Annotated in this window: 17 protein-coding genes; 3 read left to right on the forward strand and 14 right to left on the reverse strand. The window is 38.4% G+C overall.

The genetic code is table 11. The annotated features are described in order from the left end of the window. Positions 1–81: 81 nt before the first annotated feature. The 3 genes from B5D82_RS02585 to B5D82_RS02595 form a co-directional block, all read right to left on the reverse strand. The gene (locus tag B5D82_RS02585) at positions 82–1,017 is read right to left on the reverse strand and encodes an amidohydrolase family protein (RefSeq protein WP_216629013.1); all 936 of its coding nucleotides are present in this window, start codon (positions 1,015–1,017) and stop codon (positions 82–84) included. After that, complete coding sequence (locus tag B5D82_RS02590) at positions 995–1,720, reverse strand: SDR family NAD(P)-dependent oxidoreductase (RefSeq protein ID WP_081154257.1); 726 nt, start codon at positions 1,718–1,720, stop codon at positions 995–997. The genes B5D82_RS02585 and B5D82_RS02590 overlap by 23 nt, the downstream gene beginning before the upstream one ends. Before the next feature lie 112 nt (positions 1,721–1,832). Beyond that, positions 1,833–3,365 carry a dipeptidase gene (locus B5D82_RS02595; RefSeq protein WP_245807543.1) on the reverse strand — a complete coding sequence of 511 codons (1,533 nt, stop codon included), beginning with the start codon at positions 3,363–3,365 and terminating at the stop codon, positions 1,833–1,835. 420 nt (positions 3,366–3,785) lie between these two features. On the opposite strand from B5D82_RS02595, the gene B5D82_RS02600 reads away from it, so the two are divergent. Beyond that, positions 3,786–4,166, forward strand: coding sequence for a VOC family protein (locus tag B5D82_RS02600; RefSeq protein WP_081148983.1), 381 nt, complete (start codon positions 3,786–3,788; stop codon positions 4,164–4,166). A 139-nt stretch (positions 4,167–4,305) separates the two neighbouring features. Here the strand turns inward: B5D82_RS02600 and B5D82_RS02605 are convergent, their stop codons facing one another. From B5D82_RS02605 to B5D82_RS02620, 4 genes are all read right to left on the reverse strand, one after another. Then, positions 4,306–4,587, reverse strand: a complete 282-nt coding sequence (locus tag B5D82_RS02605) for a hypothetical protein (RefSeq protein WP_081148985.1) — start codon at positions 4,585–4,587, stop codon at positions 4,306–4,308. Beyond that, positions 4,584–5,033, reverse strand: coding sequence for a hypothetical protein (locus tag B5D82_RS02610; protein WP_081148987.1), 450 nt, complete (start codon positions 5,031–5,033; stop codon positions 4,584–4,586). Before B5D82_RS02610 ends, B5D82_RS02605 begins: the two co-directional genes overlap by 4 nt. Before the next feature lie 26 nt (positions 5,034–5,059). Continuing rightward, a complete protein-coding gene (locus B5D82_RS02615) occupies positions 5,060–5,362 on the reverse strand; it encodes a DUF883 domain-containing protein (protein ID WP_081148988.1) in 303 nt (100 codons plus the stop codon). A 293-nt stretch (positions 5,363–5,655) separates the two neighbouring features. Continuing rightward, entirely contained in the window at positions 5,656–6,777 is a 1,122-nt protein-coding gene (locus B5D82_RS02620) for an AI-2E family transporter (RefSeq protein WP_081148990.1), read from the reverse strand. Between the two features lie 279 nt (positions 6,778–7,056). On the opposite strand from B5D82_RS02620, the gene B5D82_RS02625 reads away from it, so the two are divergent. After that, the gene (locus B5D82_RS02625; protein ID WP_081148992.1) at positions 7,057–8,184 is read left to right on the forward strand and encodes an aminotransferase class V-fold PLP-dependent enzyme; all 1,128 of its coding nucleotides are present in this window, start codon (positions 7,057–7,059) and stop codon (positions 8,182–8,184) included. A 278-nt stretch (positions 8,185–8,462) separates the two neighbouring features. Here B5D82_RS02625 and B5D82_RS02630 read toward each other — a convergent pair whose 3' ends face one another. The 3 genes from B5D82_RS02630 to tal form a co-directional block, all read right to left on the reverse strand. Then, complete coding sequence (locus B5D82_RS02630; protein ID WP_081148993.1) at positions 8,463–9,035, reverse strand: DUF6942 family protein; 573 nt, start codon at positions 9,033–9,035, stop codon at positions 8,463–8,465. Between the two features lie 109 nt (positions 9,036–9,144). Then, the gene (locus B5D82_RS02635; RefSeq protein ID WP_081148995.1) at positions 9,145–9,318 is read right to left on the reverse strand and encodes a DUF3545 family protein; all 174 of its coding nucleotides are present in this window, start codon (positions 9,316–9,318) and stop codon (positions 9,145–9,147) included. Positions 9,319–9,439: 121 nt separating this feature from the next. Next, complete coding sequence (gene tal, locus B5D82_RS02640; RefSeq protein WP_081148997.1) at positions 9,440–10,393, reverse strand: transaldolase; 954 nt, start codon at positions 10,391–10,393, stop codon at positions 9,440–9,442. 298 nt (positions 10,394–10,691) lie between these two features. Between tal and yaaA the strand changes: the two genes are divergently transcribed. Then, complete coding sequence (gene yaaA, locus B5D82_RS02645; RefSeq protein ID WP_081148998.1) at positions 10,692–11,468, forward strand: peroxide stress protein YaaA; 777 nt, start codon at positions 10,692–10,694, stop codon at positions 11,466–11,468. 197 nt (positions 11,469–11,665) lie between these two features. Here the strand turns inward: yaaA and B5D82_RS02650 are convergent, their stop codons facing one another. From B5D82_RS02650 to fldB, 4 genes are all read right to left on the reverse strand, one after another. Further along, a complete protein-coding gene (locus tag B5D82_RS02650) occupies positions 11,666–12,976 on the reverse strand; it encodes an aminotransferase class V-fold PLP-dependent enzyme (protein ID WP_081149000.1) in 1,311 nt (436 codons plus the stop codon). Between the two features lie 435 nt (positions 12,977–13,411). Beyond that, positions 13,412–14,698 (reverse strand): amidohydrolase, encoded by a 1,287-nt coding sequence (locus B5D82_RS02655; protein WP_081149002.1) that lies wholly within the window; start codon positions 14,696–14,698, stop codon positions 13,412–13,414. A 385-nt stretch (positions 14,699–15,083) separates the two neighbouring features. Further along, positions 15,084–16,319 (reverse strand): ATP-dependent RNA helicase SrmB, encoded by a 1,236-nt coding sequence (gene srmB, locus B5D82_RS02660; RefSeq protein WP_081149006.1) that lies wholly within the window; start codon positions 16,317–16,319, stop codon positions 15,084–15,086. 101 nt (positions 16,320–16,420) lie between these two features. Beyond that, on the reverse strand, positions 16,421–16,945 hold the full coding sequence (gene fldB, locus B5D82_RS02665; protein ID WP_081149009.1) for a flavodoxin FldB: 525 nt from the start codon (positions 16,943–16,945) through the stop codon (positions 16,421–16,423). Positions 16,946–17,149: the final 204 nt, after the last annotated feature.

Below are 17,149 nucleotides of genomic sequence, written 5' to 3' on the forward strand. Positions count from 1 at the left end.
AAGGAATTATTTTGCGCTAAGTATCGGGGTATTACGAGTTTTATTTTAAATGAAAGGTAAATTATTGTCAGTCGACGTTGGTTAAAACTGGTAAAAATCCTGCGCATTACTAAAGCATAATTGCTGTAATTGCTCTGGTTTATAGGGCAGTTCAGTATTGTGCAGCCAAGTCTGTTGATAACTGGCTCGAAACAAGTTTAACGGAAAGTTACTCGCTAACATCACCCGTTTAATACCAAAGCTTTCAATGCAACGACTAATGATTTGCTGTGGCCAACCAGTCGGGTAATGTCTATCTGCCATTTCATAACCCGAGCATTTAATCAATACCTGCTCAAACGTTGCCAAGCGTTTAATATTGGCTAACCAGCAACTCGGCTCTTGTTCGGCTACTCTTGGCCAACCTGCATGATTAATACATACTTTTAAACGGGGTACTAAGGTCAACATTTCAACTAAACAATCGACAGCAGGTGTATCGGTAAGCGGCATTTGAAGTTCAAAGCTTAGTTTATGGACAGCTAAACTTTCAAGGTTTTTATGAATGGTTTTATCGCTAAGAATAGCGAGAGCATCATCATCTAAAATATAGCGCACACCAACAACACTTCGATAAACCGTTAACTTTTTGAGTTGCTGTAAAAATACTTCGTTCGACAAGGTAATATCGATCATAGCAATGCTTTTAAATGGCAAGTTGCAGCTGTTTTCTAGCCAAGCAATTTCACGCCAAGGTTGTTGATTGTCAAAGCCGGCTTCAATATGAACAAAACCTGCCAACACTAATGGTGCTGTTAGCACTAAGTCTTGCTCAGAGAAGTTTTTTTCAATCAAAATTTTATCAGGCCAAAAGGGCGGATTTTCTGGCTTTAGCCACTGATAATTACCTTGTGAAAGATCAAATAAATGCAGGTGAGGATCAATTATTTTCATCATCATTTTACTTCGTGTTGGCTTGGGCTGCTTTGCAGTAGGGGCATAGTAAGTTTTAGCATTACTGGGCGGTATAGCCGCCATCGATAACTTGTAAGCTACCCGTGATAAATTTAGCTTTGTCTGAAGCTAAGAAGTACACTAACTCGGCAACTTCTTCTGCTTGTCCTAATCTACCTAAAGGTTGCAGCGCGGCTTCTTCAGCGTGTATATTTGTTTTATTCGCGCCTGACTTTGCACAGTAATTATCAATAGCTTGATGATACAATGGTGTTTCTATAGTGCCGGGACAAACGGCATTGGCGCGAATATTAAACTGGGCGTAATCGAGCGCGGTAGTTTTCGCCATTGAAGCCAGTGCAGCTTTGCTGAGGTTATAGGCAAAAGAGTTATGCTTGGCAATAAGTGCTTGGTCGGAAGCCATTAAAATTATCGCGCCATTTTGCTGTGCTTTCATCGCAGGTAGTACGGATTTAACGGCGGCGTAAGCCCCTTTTACGTTAATATTAAATACTCGTTCAAACTCAGCTTCCGTGGTATTTTCAATTGAGCCTGAAAAATGAATACCGGCGTTAGAAACTAACACCTCAATGCTGCCTTGCTTGGCAATATCAGCAATTATTTTACCAACCTGATCAACATTAGTCATATCACACTGACAAAACTCACCAAAAGTTGAAGCACTAATATCGAGATTAAATACTTGATAATCATTGGCTAAAAACAACTTAACAATACTTAAGCCAATTCCAGAGCTGCCACCGGTAACTACACAAACTTTTTTCATAACACTCATACATTAGTCATTTTGTTAAATAATATCGCGTCAGTGTACTAAACACCAAAGCATTAAATTGTTTACTGCACTAGGCCGCTACAAACGGAGAGTTTTCCGTTGGCTACTGCTGGGCTAATTCAACCAATACTGCGGTATACATTTTTAAGTTCAAAACAAACTGCTCCATGGTAATAAACTCATGCTCTGAGTGACCGGTATATTCGGTATTCGGCATTGATGGCCCAAAACTTACAGCATTGGGAAATAACCGTGAATTTGTACCGCCGCCAATAGCGATTGGCTTAGCGTCTTTTATACCAGTGTAATGGGTAAATACTGATAATAAGGTATCAATATGCGGCGCATCTTTTTGGATAAATGGTTCACCAATATAATGTTCTAATTCGGTAACGTTAGCATCAAACTTATTGTTCCAGTTCACCACCGCTTGATGAATTTCATCGTTTAATTGCTGCTTAGTTTTTCCTTGTGGGCGACGTAAGTTAATGTTCAGCTCTAGGTTGGTGTTATGCTGTTTAATAACGGTAGGAGAGAAAGTCATTGCGCCCATAAAGTCATCTTCATAAGCGATGTTGCCAAACTTTTTACCTTCTAATCCGAGGCCAATATTATCATTAATAAAATTAACCAAAGTGCCAGGACCGTTATTTACCCAACGCGTACTCGAAAGTAAATCAGCTAAATATGGAATGGCATTAACACCTTCGTCAGGCTTTGAAGAGTGTGCTGATTTTCCTAACGCGTTAACCGTTAAGGTGCTGTCTTTTAATTCAAGATCAAAATTAACACCTTGATAGCTCCGCGCTTTTCGCATTAACCTTTGCAGCAGTACAATATTCGCATTTTCGATAGTTGCACTGGCGTCTTCAGGAATTTGGCTGCCAAAAAAACCGCCACTAAATTCACTAACATAAGGCGAAATAGTGGGCTTTTCTTGCTTGTTAAAAACTAACTTAACCGTGCCGTAACCTTTTTCTGCTGTTACGACTGGGTATTCAGCATCGATGGTAATATTTGTTTGTGGCAACTCATGGGTTTTTATATAAGCTTTTAATGGTTCCCAGTCAGACTCTTCTGCCATGTAAATGTATAATTCAATGCGCTTATTGAGGGCGATATTTTTATCTTTAATGGCTTTCATAGCATAGAGTGCTGTGGAAATAGGGCCTTTGTCGTCTTCAGTGCCACGGCCAATTAAACGTCCAGGCTCGGTGATGGTATCAAGCTCAAAAGGCGAGTTTTGCCATTTCTTAGGGTTAACTGGTTGGACATCGCCATGAGTAATAATGCCAACACGCTCTTTTTGATCGCCTAAGCCAATGATAACGACATAGCCGTCATCACTAAAGTCTAATCCGAGTGTTTGAGCTTGTTTTTTTAACTCAGCTTTAAAGGCAATATGAGCCGGATTGTCATTAGCTGACATACCTTCTTTAGCCACAGTATTGTGTTTAACTAGTGCACGTAAACTATTAACCATATCATTCTGATAGCTTGTTGCAGCATATTCAGCAGTTGTTTGCGCGATACTACTTACTTGGTTGTTTTTTGCGTTAACCGATAAGCTTAATGTTAACGATAAAAGTGATGTGGTAATGAAAGTTACTGATAAAAAGGGGAGTTTATTAAGCAAAAGTTGCTCCAATGATTAACTATTAAAAAATGTTCAAGTTCATTTTAACGTAAGTAAAACTTATCTGATAGTAAACCACAATAAGCTAAAGCTTAATTTTTAGCTTTGCTTTACTGTGGCTTCACTTTGGTTTTTACCTTTTTTATGACCAAATAATAACGAAATTGTTCATTAAACTGTATCATCAGCGTCAATTAACCGTATTTTAAAATCATTATAAACGAGTGTTTTTAAAGTACAGTCAGGAATTTACAAAAAAACTTAACCTCTCATACTAATATCGTTAAGAATTCATACTAAATTATTATTGTGTTATTAGCTGTTTTTCGTGCATGCTAGTGAACAGCGTTTTGAATAACGAAAAAGGCACGAGTTTAAGTCACTTTTTCGTCATATTGTTCAGTTAAAAAGGAAAGTTAAATGTTTAGTCATATTATGGTCGGCGCAAACGATGTAAACGCATCAAAAATTTTTTACGATGCTATTTTAGGTGAACTAGGCCACGAGCCGGGTGTTATTGATGAAAAAGGCCGTTGTTTTTACTTTACTGACACGGGTATATTCTCAATAAGTAAGCCAATCAATGGTGAAAAGGCCTGTCATGGTAATGGTAGTACTATTGGCTTTGCTGCATCTTCTCCTGAGCAGGCTGATGCATGGCAAGCTGCGGGTGTTGCTAATGGTGGTGCTGCTTGTGAAGATGCACCAGGTGTTAGAGAAGGACCAGTGGGTAAACTCTACCTTGCTTATTTGAGAGACCCATCAGGTAACAAAGTTTGTGCTTTACACCGAGTAGGTTAAGTGATGTTAACCTTTCTGGAGTGACTGATTAGAACGGGCTTTTAATCAGATGAAAAAGACGCATTATTGCGTCTTTTTCTTTTTTAGAGGTTGGCCCGTACTAAATAAAGTTGGTAAATAGATATTTTACTTTTCTATTCTACTCAGACACTTGTGTGACGTCGCCTGTTAACCAATCATCTATAGTCGTTTTACCAAAAACAATTGCCATACTTTTAAGTTGTCGAGCAATGCTTGGTTTAATGAAGCCTCTGGCTACACCTATGGTAAAAATAGCGGCTAACCCTTTTGGTGATGTTATCAGTGCCAAAGACCTTACTTTTGCACGGTGACTTTGGGATTTGTCTAGCTTTTGTAATAGTTTTAAATCAGCTTCACATTGGTCAGCTTGTTTAGCTTTTTTAAATAATGAAAATATCATAAATCACCTTTTAGCACTCGTTTAGTGCGGTTAAAACCTACTTCACGTTTAACCTTTCTCATTAAGCTAAAGCAAAAAGCAAAGAGCAGAGTATTAATGCCTGCTGCAACGAGCAAGCCCAACCAAATGGAGGAAGATAATTGCATTACAGCAATCACTATCGCCACATTTATTAAACACCAAAGTGTTGCAACTATTATGAAGGTTAATAAAATTAAAATACCAAATACAGCAATTGCTTGAATGGATATTTTTCCCTCTAAAAGTGCGAGTTCAAAGGTTTTTTGATACTTTTTTTGTTTGACTTTAAAAAGGTTAGCTATCGCTGAATATGTGGCATGAAACGACGCTTCTGCCTCTTGCGCTTGCGCTTGTGAAATGCGTAAGCTTTCAGCCTCAGCACTGTCATGCTTAGGCTGATTTTCTGAGTCTGCGCTTATCGTCACTATATTCGCTTCCTATTCAGTTGCTATTATTTTCTGCGGAATATGCTTGTTAGCAGTACGCCTGCAGCAAAAGCAATACCCGCTGTAGCTATTGGATTTTCAGTGGCATATTTTTTCAGAGAAGACTGATCCCATTTTGCTTGTACTTCTTGCTGCTTAGCTTCAAAATTTTCACTGCTAGACTGCGCAGCATTGCGTAAACGGTCTTCTGTGTGCGCTGCTTTTTCAGCCAGTGTATCTACAGACTCGTGTAAAGCGTCTTGCACTTTATCCGATAATGGATGAGTTGATTGTGCTTTTTTCTCATTGTTTGAGGTTGTACTAGCCATGTGATGTTTCTCCTTTTGACATAACAGTTGTTGTTACTTAATAATTCAATAGTTGCAGTATTAAGATTGCAAACATTGAGCCAAATTATAAAAAACTTTAACTGTTAATATTCATGCACTTAAAAAAAACAAATAACTTGGGTTTTTAATAAGTGAAATATTAACACGTAATAATGAAAATTTTACTTAACCTAAATGTCTCTGTTACATAAACGGTGTTTTTAAACGCATAGTGTGGTGTTAATAACCGCAGCATAAGTATGCTACGGTTTATCTGATCAATAATGAATGAATTACCCTTTTGCTTCAATAAAGCTTACCCAGTGGCTGAGTAAATTTAGTCGCTCAAGCGTTAACTTAATACAAACTAAAATAGGCACCGCGAGTAGCACTCCTAACATTCCCCATAACCAACCAAGAAAGAACAACCATAAAATAGTCACTAGTGGATTTAGCTGCATTTTGGTACCTAATACCATAGGTGTTAGTAACTGTGACTCCAACACATTGATAACTAAAAACACGCCGGCTGGAACTAGGGCAATCAGTGTAAAACCAAATTGAACGCAGCCAACTAACGTTAAAATTGCAATACTAATAGCGGAGCCGATATAAGGTACAAAATTAAGTAAACCCACCAAGGCGCCCCATAAAATAGGGTCGTCTAAACCCAGTATGGCAAAGGCAATTGCTGTGGCAACACCAAGAACAAAGTTAATAAGGCTTATGGTGACAATATATTTAGATAAAACTTTTTGTACTTCGTAAACAATGGAGTCGAGCTTCTTTTTATTGGCAATTTGGGGGAATCTTCTGGTGGCAATATATACCGATGGTCCGTAGGTAAGTAAAAAAAGAATTAATATTAAGCAGCCGAAACATTGGGCTAAAAATATGGGCGCACTACTGAGCCCGTTAATTATTAGCTCTATACCACCTTGTTTTATATGCTTTTCAACGGTATTTTCTTCTAATTCATCAGATTTTTCTGGCTTTGGTTTATCATTTGAAAATAAACCAAAAAAGCTAAAGCCTTGGTCTGTATTATTTCTAGCCGCAACTTCAGCTTCAGCTATCTCTTTTTGATTAGCAAATTCATCACTTATTGTGTCAATTTTTTGATTTAACTGGACGGTAATTTTAGGTAACAACTGCGCCCACTTTTGCGCTGGCTCGATTAACTCTGAAGCTAAAAAAGTAAACGGTGTTACCAATAAAGCTAATAAAACAAATGAAGAAATCGCACGTGGAATATAAAAAGTTCTTAAAAATTTTACGGGTGGGCTTAATAACAAAGCAATAAAGCCAGAAAATAGTATAGGTATAATTAACGACTGCGCAAGATAAAGCGTATATAAAGCGGCGAGGGCTAATAACCACCTAAGAGGTTGATGATTGTTTATGGCTGAACTCACAACAAAATATCCTTTTAAAAATAGGGGGATAAAAATAGATTGTATACCAAATAACCTTATCTGCACTAATTTTACCTCAGAAAGAGCGCCAAAAATTATTACTTGTTTATTTTCAATTCTTTAATGGGTGATGATTGCATTCCCATTGCAAAAGTCATCATAAAAATTTCTCACCTGATTATGGTCCACATTGTGGCAGTAATTTTATGTAAAACATATTGAAGGTCAGGCCAATATACGGCAGTATCATGCTATAAATACTTACTAAGAGACCCTAACATGGCTGGATTGCTTCCCAATATTGACCCTGATGGATTATTAGAATATTCCGTTGTATACACAGACCGCTCTTTGAACCATATGTCTGGTTCGTTCCAACAGGTTATGAATGACATTTCTGCGGACTTAAAATCTGTTTACCAAGCTCATAGCACGATTGTCGTACCTGGCAGTGGTACCTTTGGTATGGAAGCGGTTGCTCGTCAATTTGCGCGCAACAAAAAAGTTTTGGTTGTGCGTAATGGTTGGTTTAGCTATCGCTGGAGCCAGATTTTTGAGATGGGCGATATTCCTAGCAGCGAAACTGTACTAAAAGCCAAGCAAACCAGCGATGATGCCCAAGCACCTTTTGCTCCACCAGCTATTGCTGATGTAGTCGCCACTATTTTAGCTGAATCTCCTGATGTTGTTTTTGCCCCACATGTAGAAACTTCTGCGGGCATTATTTTGCCTAACGACTATATTACAGCAATGGCAGAAGCCGTACACCAAGTGGGCGGTATTTTGGTGCTTGACTGTATTGCTTCAGGTACTATTTGGGTAGACATGAAGGCAACGGGTGTAGACGTGCTAATTAGTGCGCCGCAAAAAGGTTGGAGTGCTTCACCTTGTTGTGGTTTAGTTATGTTAAGCGAGTTAGCGCGCCAAAGAATAGAGTCAACCACGAGTGATAGTTTTGCTTGTGACCTAAAAAAATGGCTTCAAATTATGGAAGCCTATGAAAATGGTGGTCATGCTTATCACGCGACTATGCCGACCGATGGTTTGACCCGCTTTAGAGATATTATGCAAGAGACCAAAGCCTATGGCTTTGAAAAAGTATGTCAAGAACAACTAGAGCTAGGTCAACGTGTTCGGGAGTTACTTACAAAGCATGGCATTAAAAGTGTTGCAGCAGAAGGGTTTGCAGCACCCGGTGTGGTGGTCAGTTATACAACCGATGATGAATTCCACAATGGTAAGAAGTTTGCCTCTGTTGGTTTACAGATTGCTGCTGGCGTGCCTATGCAAGTTGGCGAACGTAATGACTTTAAAACCTTCCGGATTGGTTTGTTTGGTTTAGAAAAACTGCACAATATTGACCGAACGGTTGCTGAACTTGAAAAAGCACTGAAGAGTATTTTGTAGTATAGAGCTTGAGTGTGTTCAATTGATTTTTTAATGTAAAAATATTTAGAGATAAAAAACCGCTATTAAGCGGTTTTTTCATTTTAACAGTTATCAATTAATTGCTACATATAAAAGTGACTAGGTAAAACTCATAGGTAATAAAATAGTTTATGTTTGAGGGGAAGAGGAGTTTAATCTTCGTTTTTAAGTCTCTATGCTAAACGAGTTTCTTAAGTATTTGATTTCAAGGTAAGTGAAATTATTAAATCGATTTATAGCAGAACGAAAAAAACTAATTAGGCTTCAGGTGCTGTTAATTGTCGGATGAGCCCAGTCAATTGAGTTATCTTTATATTTGATAGCTGTCGATAATCGAAATAAGGGCAAATAATAAGCCCTAATTCAATATTAATGGCAAAATCATGACTGAGCCAAGTACAGTCGTTACAAATGCCGAGTTGCTCAGCATAGCCTTTACCTAATATAACATGCAGCTTTTTAGTGGGCTTAATTTCTGTAGAGTCGTGTATTTTAGATACGGTTGTTCTGGCGACACTATCTCTTGTTATTGGTAAATTTGGTACTGAAAAAAGTAAGCAGCTATCACTGTGTTTCTGTAGAAGAAATTCATCTCTCAATTTCTGCCAACTGGTAAAGTGTTTTGGTGTTAATTCAAATAACAATTTAGCATAAACATTAAAAATTTTGCGCCAATGATTGCCAGTTTCATCACAAATATGAGTAATTTCGTTAGGCACTAATGCTTTTACACTAGTTAGGTTTTGATAAATATCGAGAGGTGGGCGGTTTCTGATATAGAAAATGATTTTGGCGTTACTATTACCAAAACCTACGACTTCATTTACCATTTATTATTCCTAATAAAAGCTAATAAAGCTAAAAAAAGCCAATAAAAAACCCGGTATTGTCCGGGTTTTCGGTCGTTTTAAATGTTTTTATTAGCATTAGTATGCTTGGTTAAAACTCTTTCAACATGCTTTCTAAAGAATCATCATATGCTTTTAATTCTCTTTCCAGTTGAAATTTTTCTTTCAGTTGTTCAATCTCACGCCACTTTCTTTTCTTATTATTACTCGAACTTGATTTTGGCTGTGTGCCTAAAGAGTCCAATACTTGTTGAAATTTTTCCATGGTATGCTCCCTGTTTCTACAACTGCAGCTTTTTAATACCACAGTTACTTATATAAGAGAAACATTATTTTGCATTTTAGTTACAAAACCTTACATTACAACAAGTTTTAATATGAAAAATTTATAGCATTGCCTGTAATTGTTGCTCAAGTTTAACTTGGTCAATGGTGAAATTGCGAATACCTTCGGCTAGTTTTTCCGTGGCCATCGCATCTTCATTCATTTGCCATCTAAATTGTGCTTCGCTAAGTGGCGATTCTTTGGCTAATGGTGCTTGATCGCTAAAGAGTTTTTGTTGAACCGTTTCAGTTGAGTTGGCTAACTCGTCCATCAAGTTAGGGCTGATGGTTAAACGATCACAACCCGCTAATTCAAGTATTTCACCAATATTACGGAAACTCGCACCCATCACAACCGTATTATGGCCTTTAGCTTTGTAATAATTATAAATACTAGTCACTGATACTACGCCGGGATCTTCGCTGGCTGAATAGTCATTACGGCCAGTATCTTTTTTGTACCAATCTAAAATTCGGCCAACAAAAGGTGAAATTAGGTAAATACCGGCTTCAGCACAAGCTTGCGCTTGGGCAAAACTAAACAATAAAGTTAAGTTACAGTTAATGCCTTCACGCTCTAATTGCTCTGCTGCTTTAATACCTTCCCAGGTAGAAGCTATTTTGATCAATATGCGATCATTGCTAATACCTGCTTCGTTGTACATAGCGATAAGTTTATGTGCTTTTGTAATAGAAGCTTGGGTATCAAATGAAAGACGTGCGTCAACTTCCGTTGATATTCTGCCCGGGACTATCTTTAAAATTTCTAAACCAATTAATACCGAAAGCTTATCTGCTGCGTCAATAACTTGTTGCTCAGCATCTGCAGATTGAGTTTTTGCCCACTCTACCGCTATCGTTAGCAATTGCTGATAATTAGGTAAAGAAGCGGCTTTTAATAATAAAGACGGATTTGTAGTGGCATCTTGTGGTTGAAACTTAGCAATAGCTTCAATATCGCCGGTGTCTGCAACAACAGTTGTCATTGCTTTTAATTGAGAAAGTTGATCGGTCATAATATGTCCCTTGGTATTAATAATGGAATCAGATGAGTGTATTCGTAAAATTTGGTGAAATATTACAACGTTTTTCAAGCAAGATAGGTTGAAATTGCTAGGTATCTGTTTTATTCATCTATATTTGTATCAAATTTTCATAATTTAGCAAGAGTGATAGCGAAATTATTTAGATAAAACCCACGATTGTATGCTGTGTGGGTGATAAGTTAGATGATCAATGCATAATGAAGATAATTATATTCGTTTTTGCCTGTGTTATAGTGACAAAAACTTTTTAAGATAGAGTAGATATATAATGTTGCTTGTTGTTTCTCCTGCTAAGAATCTAGATTATGAATCCCCCGTTGCGACTGAAAAATATACCCAACCTGAACTATTAGCCGACAGTAAAGTGTTAATGAAGAAGTGTAAAACGCTGACGCCTGCCGATATTAGTTCATTAATGGGCATTAGTGATAAATTAGCGGGTTTAAATGCAGCTCGCTTTGGCGAGTGGGCAACTCCTTTTACGCCGGAAAATGCACGCCAAGCAATATTAGCTTTTAATGGTGATGTTTATACAGGCCTAGATGCTCCATCTTTTAGCGAGAAAGACTTTGAATTTGCGCAGCAGCATATGCGTATATTATCTGGCTTATATGGGCTATTAAAGCCGCTCGATTTAATGCAAGCCTATCGCTTAGAAATGGGTAAAAAATTAGATAATGATCGCGGCACTAATTTGTATCAATTTTGGGGCGATATTATTACCGAACATTTAAATACAGCGTTAGCTGCTCAAGGCGATAATGTTTTAATTAACTTAGCGTCAAATGAATATTTTAAATCGGTTAACAAGAAAGTATTAAACGCTGAAATTATTACCCCCGCATTTAAAGATTGGAAAAATGGCCAATATAAAATGATCAGTTTTTTTGCTAAAAAAGCCCGCGGATTAATGGCGCGCTATATTATAGAACACCAAATCACGGATGTTGAAAAACTGAAAGATTTTGATGTGGCGGGTTATCAATATTCTAGTGATTTAAGTAAAGGAAATGACTGGGTGTTTTTGCGCAAAGAAGTCGATTAAGTTAAATCGACTACCTTAAGTCGATTACCTTAAGTCCATTGAACTGAATATAAAAGCTATAAAGGCAAAAATAGCCCTTTATAGCTTTTAGAGAATAGCCCGCTGAACAGTTAATTACAGCAAACCTACTTCATTTTTTTAGCCATAAGAGCTTCTTGCAGGCTTTTTAAGTAACAAAATAAAACGACTAGCAGTGCTTAAGCTAATGCTCGTATTTCGCTTAATGCTTTTTCAATTTCCTGCTCATTGTTTATTAGTGACGGAGCAAATCGCGCGTAGCTATTCCTATAAGGCGTGCTACTCATAATAATTCCCTTGCTGTGTAACGTCTTTACTACATTACCCGCGTTCATGCCTGCAACGTCGAAGCATACTAACCCTGAAGAAAGTGCACTGGATTGCGGGGTGTATAGCGTTACATGGCGCATTTTTGCCAAGCCTTCTTTTGTTTGAGTATTTAATTGGTGAATGCGTTGTTGCACATTGGCTTTGCCCAGTTGCATATGGAGCTTAAAAGCCTCTGGTAGGGCCCAACGGTGTTCAAAAGAGTGAAAGCCACCTGGCGACATATGCTCACCCATAGGGACTTGCTCTTGAACACTATTGCCTAACCACACATCATATGAGGCACTAAAACTAGGAATAACAGGCTCAGTATTTGCCCAAGCACGATCGTTTCCCCAAATAACTCCAGTACCACGTGGTCCAAACAGCCATTTATGTGTGCCAGCGACAAAAAAATCGCATCCTAAAGCGGCAATATTTTCATTTTCAATGCCAAAACCGTGGACTCCGTCGACACAAAATAGTATCTGTTGATCTTTGCTTCGATCTTGGTTAATTAAATTAATAGCATTTGCCATTGCTCTAATGGGCAGCTTTACACCGGTTGACGAATGCACCCATGTCGCTGCAACCACACGAGTATTCTTGTTAATTCCTTCTCTTAATAGCTTAATTACATCGGCTATGCTAACGGTTGATGGGTTTTCGTAAAGCGCTATCCGTCGGACTTTCGCACCAGTACGCCTTGCTCGGTAGGCTAATGACATATCTGTTGAGTAGTGATCATGGACTGTTTGTAAAATTTCTGTTCCTGGTGCCAATTTTAAACCACTGTAAATCAAGGCAAGCCCCATGGTCGTGCTGTCCGTTAATGCTATATTTTTAGCTTTACCTCCCATATATTCTGCAGCTGTCTCAGCGATATCATTATCAATTGTTTCAAATCGATGGTGCCAATAATCGGCAGGATTTTCATCTAAACCGCGTCTGTGCATTTCTATAGCATCGGAAACAGGTTTAGGGTGGGACGTTAATAAAAATGTAGATAACTGAATGTATTTTTTGGTTAATGGAAACAAGTCACGTAATGCTGTCCAATCGGCTGGCGCGATAGTATTGCTTTTATAGACCGGCAATTGGGTTTCTGCCAGTAGTTGTTTTGAAGCCAATAAACTTGCACCAACACTGATCCCTAAACCAGTCAAAAATTTCCGTCTTAGCATGTGATGATCCTCTTGTTAGCCATACCAATATGTTATTTTCAATAAAGCACGCTGTTAGTAAAAATAGTTGAGGTTAGCCAATTTACAGGAGAGAGCTCAATAATCTGGCTGTTTAAAACGTAGTGCATAAATTGGAGATTTTCCAGTTTGGAATACTAGAGTAAGTACTTAAACTTTAAATAATAAAACTTGTCTACGGTACTGCTAAGTGATCTTGCTACCAGAGCTACTTAACGCTCACTAAGTTATGAAATTTGCGCTTATAAACCTGAAGTTAACGATAGCCTTAACAAGGAAGGGGGATTATCTACAATTATTTTTAAAAAACGTGAACGAAGGAGTTTATTTAAGGTAAATGAAAAGTAAAAAGATGAAAAGTAAGTGCTTGGTTAACCAAGCACTTTGTTACATTTTATGGTGCAATTAAGGGCAGGATTACAGCTTGTTATAATCTAATACCCAATTGACATAAAGCTCAGTACCGGTTTTTAATGATTTTTCGTCTGCATAGAAAAACGGTGAATGATTGCTTGGGGCACTTACCGCATTTTCACCTTCTGGAGTTACGCCTAAAAATACAAAGAGCCCTGGCACTTCAAGAGCGAAAAATGAGAAGTCTTCTGCGCCGGTAACTAAGTCGTTAACATGGACTTTGTCTTTACCTGCAACGCGCTCAATAGTGGGCAGCATGTTTCGTGTCAGATCTATATCATTAATGGTAACAGGGTAGCCTTCGTCAATGTGAACATGTGCTTCAGCACCGGTTGCTTTGGCAGTCATTTCAGCCGTGGTTTTTAGGTTTTTAAATATTTGCGCACGATTGTCCATATCAAAATTACGAATAGTCCCTTCAAGATAAACTTCATCTGGAATAATATTATTACGCACGCCACCTTCTATAATACCAAAGCTGATAACCGCAGGGGCTTTAGTGATATCGACTTGGCGACTGACAATTGTCTGTGTGCTACCAATGATTTGTCCTGCAGCTACGATAGGGTCAACGCCGCCCCATGGACGAGAACCATGAGTTTGGCGCCCTTTTACGGTAATTTCAAAACGATCTGAGGAGGCCATAAGCGGCCCTTCGCGATAACCAATGTGGCCGGTATTTCCAGCAGACCAAACGTGTATACCAAACACAACTTCTGGCTTATGCTTGGTAAATAAACCTTCTTTTAGCATAAGTTCAGCGCCGCCTTCTTCTCCATTCGGAGCGCCTTCTTCGGCAGGCTGAAAAATAAATACGATAGTACCAGCAACCTCATCTTTCATCGATGTGAGCTTTTCTGCTGCCCCCATTAGCATTGCCATGTGCAAGTCATGACCACATGCATGCATTACACCCACCTCTTTGCCTCTATACTCTGATTTTGCAATGGATTTAAATGGCAGGTCAGTTTGTTCTATAACAGGTAACGCGTCCATGTCGGCGCGCATTGCTATTGTAGGACCAGGTTTTCCACCTACTAGCACACCGACAACGCCAGTATGTGCAATGCCGGTTTGCACTTCTAAACCTAAGCCTTTCAGATGTTTAGCTATAACTTTAGCGGTGCGAAATTCGCGATTGCTTAGTTCGGGATGTTGATGTAAATCACGACGCCATTCGATTACCTTTTGCTCAAGTTGAGCTGAAATGGCTACGGGTTGTTGCGCCTGCGCACTGCTGAAAGTAGAAATACCCAGTAGAAAAGCCAAACTCATTGATGAACACTTCATGTGAAACTCCTTAACAGTAAATAGGATAAACGGATATATATCCGTTTTAAGTCGATTGATTTTTGCTCATTTTTGATGGTTAGAATGAAAAAAGACAGTACTATAAAATTTATCGTTAACATCATTACTGCTTAAATTTTATGTCATGGGTTAATCCATTTATCCTCATGAAAAAGTAGAACACTTAATTCTTTAAAATTTATAGTAAAGATTCATCTCACCCTATACAAGTAATTATTTCTGCTGACATTAGCCTTGGTATCTATCCAAAGAAGATGATTGAAAGTCTCAACAATACTGAATTGATCTATTGTTTTACATACAAAAAAACCTAAACGAATGCGTTTAGGTTTTTGGTGTTTAAAGCGTGCTTTATAAGTGAGCTTTAACTTTTTGTTCGTTTCGCCATTTTTTTCGCTTTAGCTTTCTTTTGTGCCACAGTTCTTTTCACTTTGGTCTTTTTGGTGGCAACACGTGCTTCTTTATATTTCGGTCTTAAGGTCTCAATCACACGACGTGGCAAGCGCTCTTTAATATAGCGTTCGATTTTACCTATAACGGTCATGTCGTGTGCTTCAACTAATGAAATAGCGGTGCCTTTGTTGCCTGCGCGACCAGTTCGGCCAATGCGATGCAAATATATATCAGCAGTGCGAGGCATATCAAAGTTTATAACATGGGTTATATCGTCAATATCAAGCCCACGTTCAGCAACATCGGTTGCCACTAAAACATTAACTGTACCATTGCGTAAACGTTCTACTGAGGTGTTACGTTTATCTTGTTGCATTTTGCCTTCAAGCCACACACAAGGCATGTTTTCAGCGTAAAGTTTGCCTGAAAGATACTGTACGGTTTCGCGCTTATTAGCAAAAACAAGTGCACGTTCAACTTCTTCTTGTTGCAATATATTCATCAATAACGCGAATTTATGCTCTTTGTCGTCAGCTAAGTGCATCCACTGGTGTATTTTTGCTTTTTCTTTACGAGAAGGATTTGCTTCTAAAAACACCGGGTCGTTTAAAAGTTCGCGAGAAAAACGCACCACGGCAGCACCTTCTAGTGTTGCAGAAAATAACATGGTTTGTTTACGCCAGCGAGCTTCGCCAACAATGCGATTAATGGTTTCAGCAAAGCCCATTGCAAGCATGCGATCAGCTTCATCTAAAATCAAAATTTCAATTTCACGGCTATCAAACTGCTCGCTTTCAATGTATTCCATTAAACGACCAGGTGTAGCAACTAAAATGTCGGTGTTACCTGTAAGCACTTCTTTATGGCTGCCATAATTAACACCACCGGTAATAACGGCAGATTTAAGACTGGTTAGCGCGGTTAATTTCTCACATTGTTCATGAGTTTGTATGGCAAGTTCGCGTGTTGGTGACAAAATTAGTACACGCGGAAAACCTTGACCTCGACGAGGATAGTCGAGTAAGTGCTGAGCAGCGGGTAAAAGGAAAGCCGCTGTTTTACCGGTTCCTGTTGGGGCTGAAGCTAATACGTCTTTACCTGTCATAGCGACTGGAAGTACTAATTCTTGGATAGACGTTGGCTTTTTAAAGCCTGCATTTTCAACGCCGCCTAATAATGCGGAATCTAGGTCAAACTGCTCAAACATGTAATAATTTTCTTTAGGGATTAATAACGCGGATTATAATGGCAAAATACAATTTATCCTAAAGATCTTGCCAAATTTGTCTATTTATTATGATATTTAGCTTATTCCGCTAGAATATCCGTGATTTCATGGTTAATTTGTTGGCACCAAAGTTTTATGCGTTCTTCACTGGCATCGTATTGGTTGTCTTCATCAAGGGCTAGACCAACAAATTTCTGTTTGTTTTCGGTCAAAGCTTTTGATTCTGCAAATTCATAACCTTCATTTGGCCAATAACCGATAACATAACCACCTTGAGCCAGTACTTGTTCATGTAACATGCCTAATGCATCTTGAAACCAATCGGTGTAGCCAATTTGATCGCCCATGCCAAAAAGCGCAATAATTTTACCTTCAAGATCAATATTGGCAATTTCAGGCCAGTGTGACTCCCAATCTTCCTGAATTTCACCATAATCCCAAGTAGAAATACCTAAAATCAAAATATCGTGATTTGCCATTTCGGCCAATGGGGTATCTTTTATATTAAATAAACTGACAATATCAGTGCCAAGTTCTGCTTGAATTTTTTCTGCTGCTATTTCGGTATAACATGTGGTTGAGCCGTAAAATAATGCGATGTTCATTAATAAGTTACCGAGGTTTATTCGAACCACTTTCGGTGGTTGGTGAGCTAATGACAGGATTTTAACAAAATCTCAGTAAATAAGAAGCTTTGCATTAACGCAGATATAAACATTTTATTGCCGATATTAGCTATTGGAAGACTTAGTGTTATTGCAATTATGGCTTTTTCACTGTAATTTTAGCGGGATTAAAGCGGTCTTTGT

Source organism: Cognaticolwellia beringensis, assembly GCF_002076895.1.
Lineage (GTDB): Bacteria > Pseudomonadota > Gammaproteobacteria > Enterobacterales > Alteromonadaceae > Cognaticolwellia > Cognaticolwellia beringensis.